This window comes from Pontimicrobium aquaticum, from assembly GCF_005047595.1.
GTDB classification, from domain to species: Bacteria; Bacteroidota; Bacteroidia; order Flavobacteriales; family Flavobacteriaceae; genus Pontimicrobium; species Pontimicrobium aquaticum.
In genome coordinates, this window is sequence record NZ_SUPL01000003.1 from 294,950 (window position 1) to 308,387 (window position 13,438).

Below are 13,438 nucleotides of genomic sequence, written 5' to 3' on the forward strand. Positions count from 1 at the left end.
GGCTACCTACGCAAGTTAAAAATTAAAATGAAAAGATATTTATTAAGCCTGATAGGTGCTTCTATCCTCAACCTCTTATACAACAATATACATGCTCAAAACCCTATAAAATACACAGCCTCTAATAAAGGAAAATTCTTTTTAAGTTGGGGTGGTAATCGAGCCTCCTATTCCAAATCAGACATAACCTTTAAAGGTAAAGGATATCATTTTACAATTAAAGACGCTACAGCTCATGACAAACCTAAAGGCTGGCATATAGATTATATTAATCCTGAACGACTTACAATACCTCAAACCAATGCGAAAATAGGGTACTTTATTTCTGACAAATATTCAATTGCCATTGGTGTAGATCATATGAAATATATCATGGATAGAAATAGATTTAGAACCGTAAATGGCTTCATTGACCTACCAAATAATGAATCAGGAAGCATATACAATGGGAATTACGATAATGAAAACTTTTTTGTATCTGAAGATTTTTTAAAATTTGAACATACCGACGGCTTAAACTATATTTATGTTGAAGTTGCAAGGTTTGATGACATCTCATCTTTATTCAACATCAATAACACAGATAAGTTTCAAATAAACATAACTGAAGGTTTTGGTGTTGGTGGACTTTACCCAAAAACCAACACCTCCTTATTAGACAAAAAAAGAAACGATACTTTTCATCTTTCTGGATATGGTTTATCTTTTAAACTTGGGTTAAACTTTACTTTTTTTAAACATTTTTATATTCAAACAGATTTAAAAGGTGGATATATTGACTTGAATGATATCCGTACAACAAATAGTTCTAATGATAATGCTTCACAAGATTTTTATTATTTACAACGAGTCATTTCCATTGGAGGGATTTTTAGGTTGTAACCTGTAATATCACAAAGTTAATTTATAATAGCTTTAATCTATTTATCCGACAATGCTGCGGCTGCCTTTATTACCTTAACAAGTAAAGGTTCATCAATATTTTCTATACTAACAAACTGTAAAGACCTTACATGCTTTCGGTTATTATAATCGTGTAATTGAGGAAATTCATCCTTTAAAATTGCTCCCTTTAAAAAAGCAACATCCACAAACCTAGTCCCTTTTAATATGTTTAGATAACAAAATGGCTTCTTGTTATAATAATAAAAAGGAATATTATAACTATACCTCTCCTCAACATTTGGCAATGTTTTAAGTATTACATTTCTTATGTAAAGCATGATAGACTGGTAAGGCTCTTGTTGTTTAAAAAAATAAGTGTCAACTGGTTTCAATTTTTTTTATATTTAATGTATGCGTTATTTAACTTTTGCTTTCTTTTTTATCTCATCTATTGTTGTTTCTCAAAACTACAAATTAGTTGATAAAACAGTATCTGAATATCCACAATTTCATAGTTTAATTTCTTTAAGCAATAAAATCAAAAATGATTTTAAAAAAGAGTCTGAAAAAGCAAGAGCAGCTTATACTTGGATTGCCATTAATATAGACTATGATATTGAAGCTTACAAAAAACCAAAGCCGTTAAGATTCATAAGCTATAAAGATGATAAAAGCTATAAAGAAACTCAAAAAAAATATCTAAAACGAAAAATAGATTTTGCACTTATAAGTAAAAAGGCTCTTTGCGAAGGCTATAGTGCTATGTTTGTTGAATTATGTAATCTTTTAAACCTTGAATCAAGAATAGTTAAAGGAATATCAAGAGTAAATCCAACTGAAATAAATTCATTTAAAACAACAAAAAACCATGCATGGAATACTGTTAAAGTAAATAACAAATGGCATTTATTAGATATTACTTGGTCTAGCGGATTTATGGATCCAAAATCTGGAAAATGGATTAAATCGTTTAATGACTTCTACTATTTTACAAAACCAGAACATTTTATCACCTCACATTATCCTCAGTATGATAGATGGCAACTACTGGATAATCCAATAAGTTTAACGTCTTTTTATCAGAAACCCATTTTCTATGCTCATTATTATAAAAGTAAACTTAAATTAAATCATAAACATAAAGGAAATATAAAAGTTACAGAAAATGAAATAATATTATTTTTTGATAAAAAGAGTAACAAAGAAAGACTGCATTATAGTCTTTTAGATGATAAATATGTAAAACATCTAAGACTAAAAAAGATTGAGGGCAACACCTATCAGGCAAGAATTAATTACAAAAGCAACACTAGTAACATACTTACACTTTATGTAAATTTAAACCCAATAATAAACTTTACCGTAAATTAGAAATCCCATTATAATTCTCTCCTCTTATAAATAAGATTAAGTCTATTACCAAAATTCTTTTTAAATATTCAAAAAAGTTTAACTTTAAACACTAATATTATTTCTCAAATAGCATCAACATGAAATTACATTTTAAGCAATCCTTATTATCTTTTTTATCACTTATTTTTTTATTTGCAACATCGCAAGTTGTAGCACAAACTTATGCCAAAAATGGCATGGTAGTCTCAGCTAATAAAACATCCTCACAAACAGGAATAGACATCCTTAAAAAAGGTGGTAATGCTATAGATGCAGCAGTTGCGACCGCTTTTTCCCTAGCTGTTACTCATCCAGCAGCAGGAAATATTGGTGGCGGTGGTTTTATTGTATATATGAAATCTGACGGTGATGTGACTACCTTTGATTTTCGTGAAAAAGCGCCACTTGCATCAACGCCAACAATGTTTTTAGGAGAAGACGGTAAAGTAAAAGATAATAGTAATCACGATAGCTTAAAAGCAGTTGGAGTTCCTGGTACAGTTGCAGGATTATATGCAGCGCATCAAAAATATGGAAAACTACCTTGGAAGGATGTTGTACAACCAGCTATAGACCAAGCAGAACATGGGTTCGAATTTATCTGGTCGTTATACTTTACCGCTGAAAGATATAAAAAGAGCAACCAATATCCTTTTATGTCTTCTTATTTTGATAATGAAAATGGTGAAGTAACAGAACCTGGACAACTATGGAAACAAAAGGCATTAGCTAATACACTTAAACATATTCGAGATAAAGGAAAAGACGGTTTTTACAAAGGAGAAGTAGCTCAAAAAATTGAAGATTATATGAAAGAAAATGGTGGCATTATCACCAAAAAAGATCTTGCAAAATATGATGCTATAGAGCGTAAACCTGTAAAAGGTACATACAAAGGATTTGATATTTATGGTATGCCACCTCCAAGTTCTGGTGGAGCAACCCTTATTCAAATGATGAACACTATGGAGTTAGTAGATTGGAAAAATATTGAGTTTAACTCTACAGAATATGTTCATGTGGTTGCCGAAGCAATGCGTAGAGCTTATGCTGATAGAGCTGAACATTTAGGAGATCCAGATTTTAATCCTGACATGCCAGTTGATAAATTAATCTCTAAAGCGCATGCCAAAAATCGTTTTGATAATTTAGACATGGAGCGTGCTTCAGTAAGTGATTCTACAAAATTTGGGCATCCATATGATGGTAAAAATACGACTCATTTTTCGGTTTTAGACAAAGATGGGAATGCTGTTTCAATGACTTATACCTTAGAACACAGTTATGGTGTTAAGATGGGATCTAAAGAACTTGGATTTATTTTTAACAACGAAATGGGCGATTTTAATGCTGTTCCAGGAATAACAACATCAGGCTATCAAATTGGAACTAAACCTAATTTGATTGCACCAGAAAAACGCATGTTATCTAGTATGACACCAACTATTGTTGGAAAAGATGGAAAACCTTATTTAATTATAGGTAGTCCAGGAGGTCGTACTATTATCAATACCGTATTTCAAACAACACTTAATGTATTAGAGTTTGACATGCGTATAGACAAAGCCATTGAAGCCATGAAAATTCACCACCAATGGTTTCCAGATGTTTTAACTTATGAAAAGCACCTTATGTCTCCCGATACAAGAAAAGCACTTGAAGCTATGGGACATAAACTTTCTGCACGTTCTAGTTTAGGAGTTTTAATGGGTATCACTTTCAATACTGAATTAGGCATCATTACAGGCGCATCAGATTCTGCCAGACCTGATGGTGGCGCAATAGGTTATTAAATTTAATTTAACAAAAAATTAGTTGTAGATATAGATTAGTTTTACTTACTTTGTAATTCAAAGTACTTTTAATATGAAATCAAAAGATTATTTACAAGACCTAAGCGAGATTAAGCATCTTATGAATAAATCATCTCGATTTATGTCACTAAGTGGTTTATCAGGTATACTCGCAGGTATTTACGCGCTTATAGGAGCTTACCTTGGTTATACAATTATTTATAGAGATAATGTAATCTCAAATGATGGTTATAGAACATTGATTCTAGATGGAAAAGATATTATAAATATAGTTTTAATAGCATTTGCTGTAGTTACTTTGTCTATCATTACAGGCGTTTTTTTAAGCTGGCAAAAAGCTAAAACTCAAAATGAAAGTTTCTGGAATTCTGCCTCAAAACGACTGCTAATTAACTTTTTAATTCCTTTAGCAACTGGAGGATTCTTTATATTATTTCTAATTGAAAAAGAAATTTATGCTTTTGTAGCACCATTAACTCTTGTTTTTTATGGTCTTGCATTAGTTAACGCCAGCAAATATACTTTAGGATACATTCGTTATTTTGGAATCACGATGATACTTATCGGTTTAGCATCCGTTTGGTTTTTAGGATATGGTTTATTCTTTTGGGCTTTGGGCTTTGGAGTATGTCATATTATTTATGGCGCATTAATGCATTTTAAATACGATAGAAAATAATATAAATTGAGAATCATGATACAAAATAAACGACTCACTTATATTATCACATCAATAGCATTTATACTTTTAATCCCATTAGTAGCAATGCAGTTTACTAATGAGGTAAATTGGACTTTATCTGACTTTATAATAGCTGGCGTATTACTTATTGGAACAGGGTTAGTATGCGAATTTGTAATGAGAAAAGTAAAAACAAAAGAAAACCGAATAGCTTTAATTGTAATTACTCTTGCACTATTATTATTGATTTGGGCAGAATTGGCTGTTAGCATTTTTGGAACACCTTTAGCAGGAAGTTAAATTAAAAGAGATTCCTGCTGATGCAGGAAGTATTATGAGCTTACTAACAAACATAAATAAAGCATTCGACCACCGTATTAGGTTAGGCATCATGTCTATTTTAATGGTAAATGAGTATGCCGATTTCAATACACTTAAAGAATTACTAGATGTTACTGATGGTAATTTAGCAAGTCATTTAAAAGCTCTTGAAAAAGAAGATTTTATAAGCATAGAAAAACAATTTATTGGTAGAAAACCCAACACACGTTACAGTGCTACCAAAATTGGAAAAAAAGCATTTAAAGACCATATCAATGCCCTAGAACGTATTATTAATAAACAGAAGTAAAAAAATTTATCAATCTACTTTGAAATTCAAAGTGAAATTTAGTATAAACATGAAACACATAATAATAATAAACATGAAACACATAATAATAATTATCTCATCCATCTTATTTAGTACTTTATTCTACAATCAACAAATTGGATTGAACATTTCAATTTTTAGTGTATTAACAGTAATAATACTAGCAGTTAGCAATACACATAAATTCAAAAATAAAACTACCCTATTATACATATTCATTTACTTGTTAACAGCAGCTTTAGTATTTATTCAATACACTAATTTGTCAATACTAGCAAACATCATAGCCTTTTTGACCTTGATTGGAAGTGTAACAGAATCTAAATCATCCATTTATGTGCAATGGTATAATGGCATTTACACAAGTATTGTAGGTTATTTTCATAGAAAATTTATCAAGCAAAACATAAAAGATGAAGATGAAACACAAAAAAAGGCAATTGATATTTTACACATCACAAAGCTCATTGGCATTCCCTTAATATTCATTATTGGTTTTATAGTGCTTTACAAAAATGGTAACCCTATTTTTAACGATATAATATCAAAAATTAATTTCGATTTTATTAATCTACAATGGTTACTATTTACTGTATTAGGCTATTATTTATTTAGCAATATATTTAACCCTGTTCAAGTAGATTCTGCAACTAATATAGATTTACAAACTGGTAACACATTACGTAAATCTGAAACATTTTCAATTGAAGCATTAAAAAAAGAGAAACAATTAGGCACTATACTATTATTACTACTTAATATACTTATTGTTTTCTATTTAGCTACAGATATTATTTCATTAAGTACTATTAATTCAACTCACGCTTCAGTCCTTTCCAGTCAAGTTCATAGCGGAATATATACATTAATTGCTTCAATAATCATTGCCATTATAATAATACTCTACTTTTTTAGAGGAGACCTTAACTTTTTCAAGGATAATAGAATACTAAAAAACCTATCTTATACATGGATTTTTTTAAATGCAGTACTTGTCATTTTAATAGCCACAAAAAACTATAATTATATTGCTTCATTTGGACTAACCTACAAGCGAATAGGCGTTAACATTTATCTATTTCTCACTCTCATTGGCTTAATCACAACATTACTAAAAGTTTCTAAGGTTAAGAATTTCTGGTTTTTAATGAGAATAAATACGCGAATAGCATTTGGATTTCTTATACTTTTTAGCATAATTGATTGGGATTATTCCATCACAAAATACAACATTAATCATGCGCCTTTATTAGACTTAAATTACCTCATCAACTTATCAGACAACAATGCTGTTTTACTTAATGAATATAGAGAGTCAACTAACCTTAATACAGAACAAAATAATAGGATTTTCACTAAGCATCTTGACTATATAAAAACAGTCAACAATAGAAATTGGCAAGAATACACCTATTCAAATCTTAAATTAAAAGTAACTGCTAAAAAAACTATATCAAATGCATATTCTAGGTAACATTGGGAAATCATCACTTTTAGCTGCTTCAATATTTTGGATTATTATTTTATCAGACACCTTTAACTGGGATATGGTGCCATATATTTTTATTTCATTAATTCCAATATATGTAATTTGTGCGCTAACCATTTTAATCACTATTTGTCCAATATTTTGGTTTTTAGAAAACGATAACTATAATAAACAAAGAATTTTTAAAACTTACTTCCCAATATATACAACACTAATGTTTAGTTTATGTGCTTATAGTATTTATAAAATATCAACTGATATTGTTGTGTTAAGTTTTTTTATTTCAGCTTACATAACTACAGTACAATCTTGGGTTTGGTTTACAAAAGAAAAGGTTGAAATAAAATGAAATTCTATAAAACATATTTTATACTATTCCTAATACTATTTGCTATTGAAGCATGTATCGCTTATTTCTTAAAAAGTGGCTTCATTCGTCATACGTTTGGCGATTTTTTGGTGGTCATTATGCTGTATTGTTTCATCAAAAGCTTTATAGACATAAAGCCAATTACCACGGGTTTGATAGTCCTTTGTATTGCTTTTATTGTTGAGTTTCTACAACTCACCTCATTTTTGGAATTGATGAGTTTACAAGACAATAAGGTTACGAAAATTGTTTTTGGAAGTACGTTTCATGTATCAGATTTACTAGCATATACTTTAGGCATCTTGACTACCCTAATAATCGAAAAGAAATTAAACAATGACTAATTTAAAAACACTCATAAACTCTAGATTTCAGTTACTCACTTACATGGCATTGTCAATGATGCTAAGCGGATTTCTACTACTACTTAGAGTAAAGCTAAACCAATCGTTTTACTACTTATTTTTAGTGTGGAATTTGTTCTTAGCTTTTATTCCATTTTGCATGACATTATATCTTAGAAGCAAAACTCAAATAACCAAAACAAAGGTTGGTACTTTTTTATTTAACACTTTTGGATATGGAAACTCTGTTGAGGAAATTCATGAGTAACAAGAAAACTAACTTTCTATTATTATTTATTTTCTTCTCAACTGGGTTTGGAATGTATTTAGGTCGTTTTCTAAGATTCAATTCTTGGGATATTTTACAACATCCAGATATGTTGCTACTTAATATCTGGGACATACTAATTTCTCCAACCCAACATCTTGAAGCTTGGGCCTTCACATGCTGCTTTGGTGCCTTTTTAGGATTAAGTTATTATGTAATTAAATCGATAAAACAAACTAATCTCTAACTTTACCTTGAAGAACGCTTACTTTTGAGTTAAACGGGTTTCCTGAAGTTCGTCTGTGCGTAATCACTTGTCCTACATGCCATAATGCATCAGATATTGGTCCATTAATTTGATTCCAAAACGGATACTCAGTAGTGTTTTCTCCCCTTACGAATACCATAGTAAATTCTGACAAATCATCACTTTTACGAAAAATATCAGCAGCTTGTTTTAATAGATTTAATGTCTTAGCTCTTTTTTCAGCAAAGGTCATTTCTGCCTCTTCGGTAGCCATATTTGGTTTTTTTAACGCCGAATTAATTATGGTTTTGGTTAAGCCATAAATATGGTCAATGGTTTCACTTGTTGTTCTACCTCCTTCACTTGGTTTAAAGGCTAAGTCTTCATCTCGCAAACCTTCAGTTGCCCAATAGTATCTAAATCCTAGTCCATCTATCATTCTAGCCACAACGGTACCTTCGTTATATTCTGAAGGGTATTCTGAAATTTCATAATATGGCAACTGGTTATTTTGTGAGTTGCTAATATTTAATGAGAATAAAAAAGCTAATACTACAATCCATTTAATTTTCATCGGTTTCGTTTTTTTATTTTAGCTTAAAGTTATTAATAAAAAGCTTAAAAAGTAAAACCCCTCCAAGAATGTACTTGAAGGGATTCACTGAATTAAGAACCAATAAACATTGGCACCAACCTTTTTTCTTAATTCATAGTTATAAACGTTATTATTGCTAGTTTAAACTTTTTATGTTAATAATCAGGGTTTTGAGTTAACAATGGGTTTCTATCTATAGCAGATTGCGGTATTGGAAAAATTAACTTATTATCATTATAAGGTAAGCCTCCAATATTTCGCTTTGTACGTTTGTAATCATGTAAAACAAAACCTTCAAAGCCTAATTCTAGTTCTCTTTCATTTAGTATTAAATCTAATGTCAACGCTCCTAAAGCTGGAGCAGATGACCTTGCCCTTAACGTGTTAATCTCAACTAATGGATCTAACCCTAATGATGTACCTTCTCTAAAATTTGACTCTGCGCGAATTAAATGCATCTCTGCCAAGCGCACTTGCTCTGTGTTGGCAAATTGTCGCACATACTTTAAACTCAAGGTTAATCCTGCGTCAGTATAATAGAAATTTCCACGTTCATCTAATGGTGAATCAAACTTGCTCAAATAAGCTGGTGTTATTGAAATATCGCCTCCTCTACCACCTAAGGCTTGTGTTGCAAAATGAGTAACTTGTGCATTAGCACCTTCTTGGGTCGTAATTACCCAAGAAAAAATAGTTTCGGCTGTGTTATCATCTGAATCAAAAACAGCACTAAAAGTTGGCATTAAACTATGTCCGCTATTTTCAATCACATCATGAGCTGCATCCCTTGCAGCACTATAATTGCCTTGCTGTAAATAGACCCTTGCCAATAATGCTTGAGCCGCATATTTATCTGCTCTATTACCATTATCATCAGGCAGAATAGCATAAGCATCTGTGAGGTCACTGATAGCTTGAACATAGACTTCTTCAACTGTATTTCTAGCCACTTGCCTAGTTACATTTGGAGGATCTAACACAATAGGGACTGCCTCTTGAGTATTCCCTCCTGCTGCGTTGTATTGTTGCCCAAAAAGACGAGCCATATCAAAATAAGCAAGTCCTCTTAAGAATTTAGCTTCTCCTTCAATACGATCTTGTCTATCAGGATCTGTAAACTTATCTAAATTTGCCAAAACGGTATTAACGTTCCCAAATAACAAATAGTAGTTTCCATAAATAGTATTTGCAGAGCCATTATTATTTACCATCTGCTTAAAATAAATATCTCTAAGATTAGAAAAAGTTCCATTCCATTCAACTTGATCAGTATTACCAAATAGTACACTGATGTTTGCAATATCTCCATCATAATTACCTCTACCTGTATTATAGGCACCTACTAAAATTGCTTCAATATTATCGGCTGTTGCAGTCGCAACATCCTCACTAACACTCTGTTGAGGCTCTATATCCAGTTCACTTTCGCATGCAACGATGCAAAACGAACATAAAACAATGATTATATATTTTATATTTTTCATAACGTATTTTTAAAAGGTTAAATTAACTCCAAGTGTAAATGTTTTAGCAGGTGGTGCCGAATAAAATGTATTACCTACATTAGTATTTGTATTGGCATCATCATTTGATGATTCTGGATCATACCCTCGATAATCTGTAATGGTAATTAGATTTAAACCTGCCAAATACACCCTTACTTTACTAAAACCTATTTTCTCTAGCACACTTTCTGGTAGTGAATACCCAAGTGTTATATTTCTAAGTCTAATAAAATCAGCATCTTGTAAATATCTAGAACTAGCTGAATGTCCATTATTTCTAAACAATCTCGCTTGTGGCACATTAGTTATGTCTCCAGGATTTTGCCATCTATTCTTGAAAATATATACATCCTGATTATCCAAACCATTACCAAAACCTGTTTCTTGATATTGTCCAGCGTTATTATACAAACTTGCTCCCCATTGTCCTTGGAACGTAAACGAAAAATCGAATGTTTTATAATTTAAATTACTCGACAAACCTCCAATAATATCTGGATTTGGATTACCCATAATAATACGTTGCGCTTGAGAAAAATCATTAGTTTTCGTCTTGTTTAAAGAACCATCTGGATTTTCAGTATTTAAATAATATTCTGCATCTCCAGTATTTGAATTAACACCAGCATATTCAGCCATATAAAACGCATTGATAGGTTCTCCTTCTCTAAGAATATTTCTTCCAGTTATAAGGTCTGCACCATTAGGTAAGTTAGTTACCTTATTTTTATTGGTTGCAATATTAAAACTGGTTTTCCATGTTAAATTATCCGTTTGAATATTGGTCGTGTTTAAAACAAATTCAAATCCTTTGTTTTCAAGATTTCCAACATTTTTCAAGATGGCATGTCCTGGAGCTCCTGCTTCAAACGGAATACGCTCATTAAATATTAAATCATTAGTTTTCTTTACATAATAATCTATCTCACCGCTTATTCTGTTATTTAGGAATCCGAAATCGATTCCAATATCAGTTTGGGCTGTTTCTTCCCATTTTAAATTAGGATTTTCAATTTGTGTAAAAGCAATACCAGACACGCCATCATAAGCAGTACCTCCGTAAAGTCCTAGGCTTCCAAAGTTAGCAACTGGTGTATTACCATTTATTCCCCAACTTGCTCTTAGTTTTAAATTTGAAACCACATTAGAGCCTTTTAAGAAATCTTCTTCAGAAATAATCCATCCAGCTGAAGCTGCAGGGAAATATCCATTTCGTTGGTCTGCACCAAATCGAGATGAAGCATCATTACGAAGTGAAGCCTTTAATAAATATTTATTATCATAACTATAAGTCGCTCTTGCAAAATAGGATACTTGCGCCCAATTTGTAAATGTTCCTGTTCCAGCTGAAATTGTTGCAGCACTTGAAACAGATTTAAAGTCGTCGGTTGGAAAACCATCTCCTGTAACAGAAATCGCTCTGTTTTTTAATCTAGTATACGTCATACCAGCTACAACATTTAAATCTGATAATTCTCCAAACGTATGATCGAAAGTGAAATAATTATTTGTCGATATAATTTCAGTCCCATTATTAGAAGCAAATGTTTGACCATTTGTGGATTGAAAAGGCGCTAGTCTTCCTGTATTTCTGTCAACTGTCTGACTTAAATAATCATAACCAAATTCTGTTCTAAAACTTAAAGATGGTAAGAATTGATAATCGCCAAAAACTTTACTTAAAATTCTTCTAACGGATGTTTTTCTAAAAGAATGCTTGTCTTGCAACAAGAAATTAGCATATAAAGTACCGTCATTAGGATCTCCATTACTTAAATATACTGGCGAGGTTGGCACTTGCGCAATCGCTTGTAGTGGTGTTGTAAACGAATTATCTCCAGATATTCTATCAATAATTGTACTGGAATAATTTGCGTTTAGACCAACATCAAACTTATTACTTACCTTATGGTCTAGGTTTGTTCTTAAACTATAACGTTTTAAGTTATTACCTCTTACAATTCCTTCGGTATCATTATAAGCACCAGAAATGTAACTTGTTGTTTTCTCATTTCCTCCTGATACAGATACGTTAACATCTTTAGTGATACTGTTTTGAAAAGCTTCTTCTTGCCAATCAGTATCTACATTTCTCCAGTCCTCATCACCTTGATATCTTGGTAAACGACCATCAACCCATGCATCTGATGCTGCTTGATCTGCAAAAAACCCGCTATTAAAAGCTGATTCTCTTAAAAGTTCAACATATTGAGCTGCATTTAACCAATCTCTTTTATTGGTTGGCTCTCCAACAGTTGTAGAAAAATCTACAGACACTTTAGATGCTCCTAGCTTTCCTCTTTTAGTTGTAATTAAAATAACACCATTAGTCCCCTTTGCTCCGTAAATTGCAGTTGCTGAAGCATCTTTTAAAATGTCAATCGAGGCAACATCATTAGGGTTTAAGGATAGTAACGGATTTAAATTAGCTCCAATAGAAGAGGTGTTTCTATTATTCATTTCAATTCCATCAATGATATACAATGGCTCTTGAGATGCCGAAACCGAAGAAAGACCTCTAATAATGGTTTTCACACCACCTTCAACTTTACCGTTAACTTGTGTAATTTGTACACCAGCTGCTTTACCTACAATAGCTCCTTGAAAACTAGGTGTTGAAATTCCTTCAATTTGGCTCGCATCAATTTTTGCAACATTATCTGTTAGTAATTTTTTGGATTGCGTACCATAACCAATTACGACAACCTCTTCTAATGCTGCAGCATCCTCCTCCATAGTAACGTTTATAGTATTGGAAGAGGCTACTGTTATCTCTACAGACTTAAGTCCTACGTACGTAAATGCAAGGATCTGACCTTCATTTACATTAATTGAATATTTACCATCGAAATCTGTTTGTGTTCCATTAGTTGTACCCTTTACAACAATGTTAACTCCTATAAGAGGAACACCAGATTGGTCCGAAACTGTTCCCGTTACGGTTTTTTGTTGTGCAAAAGCAATGGAAATACTTAAAAACAATAGTAAAAAAACAACTTTGCATTTTTTCTTCATAATTCTTTTTTTAGTTATTAATTCAGTTTTACAACCAAAAAAAGCCTGTGGTAAAGCGAAGACTAACTCAAATAAATATCTTTCTAAATTGGTTTAACAAAAACAAAGCTTAATGAAAGATGTAAAAATTACGACAAGCCTTTTTGATTGATTGTATATCAAAAGAACTTGTTATTACTG

15 protein-coding genes are annotated in these 13,438 nt (G+C 31.6%); 11 read left to right on the top strand and 4 right to left on the bottom strand.

Annotated features, from left to right (window positions below; all coding sequences use genetic code 11):
* The first annotated feature begins 27 nt into the window (after window positions 1-27).
* Complete coding sequence (locus E5167_RS07030) at window positions 28-882, top strand: hypothetical protein (RefSeq protein ID WP_169301393.1); 855 nt, start codon at window positions 28-30, stop codon at window positions 880-882.
* A 38-nt stretch (window positions 883-920) separates the two neighbouring features.
* On the opposite strand, the gene E5167_RS07035 is transcribed toward E5167_RS07030, so the two are convergent.
* Window positions 921-1,277: a DUF1801 domain-containing protein gene (locus tag E5167_RS07035; protein ID WP_394347689.1), complete on the bottom strand. Its 357-nt coding sequence runs from the start codon at window positions 1,275-1,277 to the stop codon at window positions 921-923.
* A 19-nt stretch (window positions 1,278-1,296) separates the two neighbouring features.
* Here E5167_RS07035 and E5167_RS07040 point away from each other — a divergent pair, with 19 nt between their 5' ends.
* From E5167_RS07040 to E5167_RS07085, 10 genes are all read left to right on the top strand, one after another.
* Window positions 1,297-2,256, top strand: a complete 960-nt coding sequence (locus E5167_RS07040) for a transglutaminase domain-containing protein (protein WP_136842512.1) — start codon at window positions 1,297-1,299, stop codon at window positions 2,254-2,256.
* A gap of 119 nt (window positions 2,257-2,375) precedes the next feature.
* Window positions 2,376-4,070, top strand: a complete 1,695-nt coding sequence (gene ggt / locus E5167_RS07045) for a gamma-glutamyltransferase (protein ID WP_136842514.1) — start codon at window positions 2,376-2,378, stop codon at window positions 4,068-4,070.
* Window positions 4,071-4,143: 73 nt separating this feature from the next.
* Window positions 4,144-4,770, top strand: a complete 627-nt coding sequence (locus E5167_RS07050) for a hypothetical protein (protein ID WP_136842516.1) — start codon at window positions 4,144-4,146, stop codon at window positions 4,768-4,770.
* 15 nt (window positions 4,771-4,785) lie between these two features.
* Window positions 4,786-5,073, top strand: coding sequence for a hypothetical protein (locus tag E5167_RS07055; protein ID WP_211242136.1), 288 nt, complete (start codon window positions 4,786-4,788; stop codon window positions 5,071-5,073).
* Window positions 5,074-5,107: 34 nt separating this feature from the next.
* On the top strand, window positions 5,108-5,404 hold the full coding sequence (locus tag E5167_RS07060) for a winged helix-turn-helix domain-containing protein (RefSeq protein WP_136842518.1): 297 nt from the start codon (window positions 5,108-5,110) through the stop codon (window positions 5,402-5,404).
* Window positions 5,405-5,477: 73 nt separating this feature from the next.
* Entirely contained in the window at window positions 5,478-6,899 is a 1,422-nt protein-coding gene (locus tag E5167_RS07065; RefSeq protein ID WP_169301394.1) for a DUF4153 domain-containing protein, read from the top strand.
* A complete protein-coding gene (locus E5167_RS07070; protein ID WP_136842522.1) occupies window positions 6,883-7,263 on the top strand; it encodes a hypothetical protein in 381 nt (126 codons plus the stop codon). The genes E5167_RS07065 and E5167_RS07070 overlap by 17 nt, the downstream gene beginning before the upstream one ends.
* Window positions 7,260-7,628: a ribosomal maturation YjgA family protein gene (locus E5167_RS07075; protein ID WP_136842523.1), complete on the top strand. Its 369-nt coding sequence runs from the start codon at window positions 7,260-7,262 to the stop codon at window positions 7,626-7,628. Before E5167_RS07070 ends, E5167_RS07075 begins: the two co-directional genes overlap by 4 nt.
* Window positions 7,621-7,896, top strand: a complete 276-nt coding sequence (locus tag E5167_RS07080) for a hypothetical protein (RefSeq protein WP_136842525.1) — start codon at window positions 7,621-7,623, stop codon at window positions 7,894-7,896. Before E5167_RS07075 ends, E5167_RS07080 begins: the two co-directional genes overlap by 8 nt.
* Entirely contained in the window at window positions 7,889-8,143 is a 255-nt protein-coding gene (locus E5167_RS07085) for a DUF1361 domain-containing protein (RefSeq protein WP_239021960.1), read from the top strand. The genes E5167_RS07080 and E5167_RS07085 overlap by 8 nt, the downstream gene beginning before the upstream one ends.
* Here the strand turns inward: E5167_RS07085 and E5167_RS07090 are convergent.
* From E5167_RS07090 to E5167_RS07100, 3 genes are all read right to left on the bottom strand, one after another.
* Window positions 8,133-8,717, bottom strand: a complete 585-nt coding sequence (locus E5167_RS07090; RefSeq protein WP_136842529.1) for a hypothetical protein — start codon at window positions 8,715-8,717, stop codon at window positions 8,133-8,135. The two genes, E5167_RS07085 and E5167_RS07090, sit on opposite strands and share 11 nt — an antisense overlap.
* A gap of 176 nt (window positions 8,718-8,893) precedes the next feature.
* Entirely contained in the window at window positions 8,894-10,222 is a 1,329-nt protein-coding gene (locus E5167_RS07095) for a RagB/SusD family nutrient uptake outer membrane protein (RefSeq protein ID WP_136842531.1), read from the bottom strand.
* Between the two features lie 9 nt (window positions 10,223-10,231).
* Entirely contained in the window at window positions 10,232-13,258 is a 3,027-nt protein-coding gene (locus E5167_RS07100) for a SusC/RagA family TonB-linked outer membrane protein (RefSeq protein WP_136842533.1), read from the bottom strand.
* Window positions 13,259-13,438: the final 180 nt, after the last annotated feature.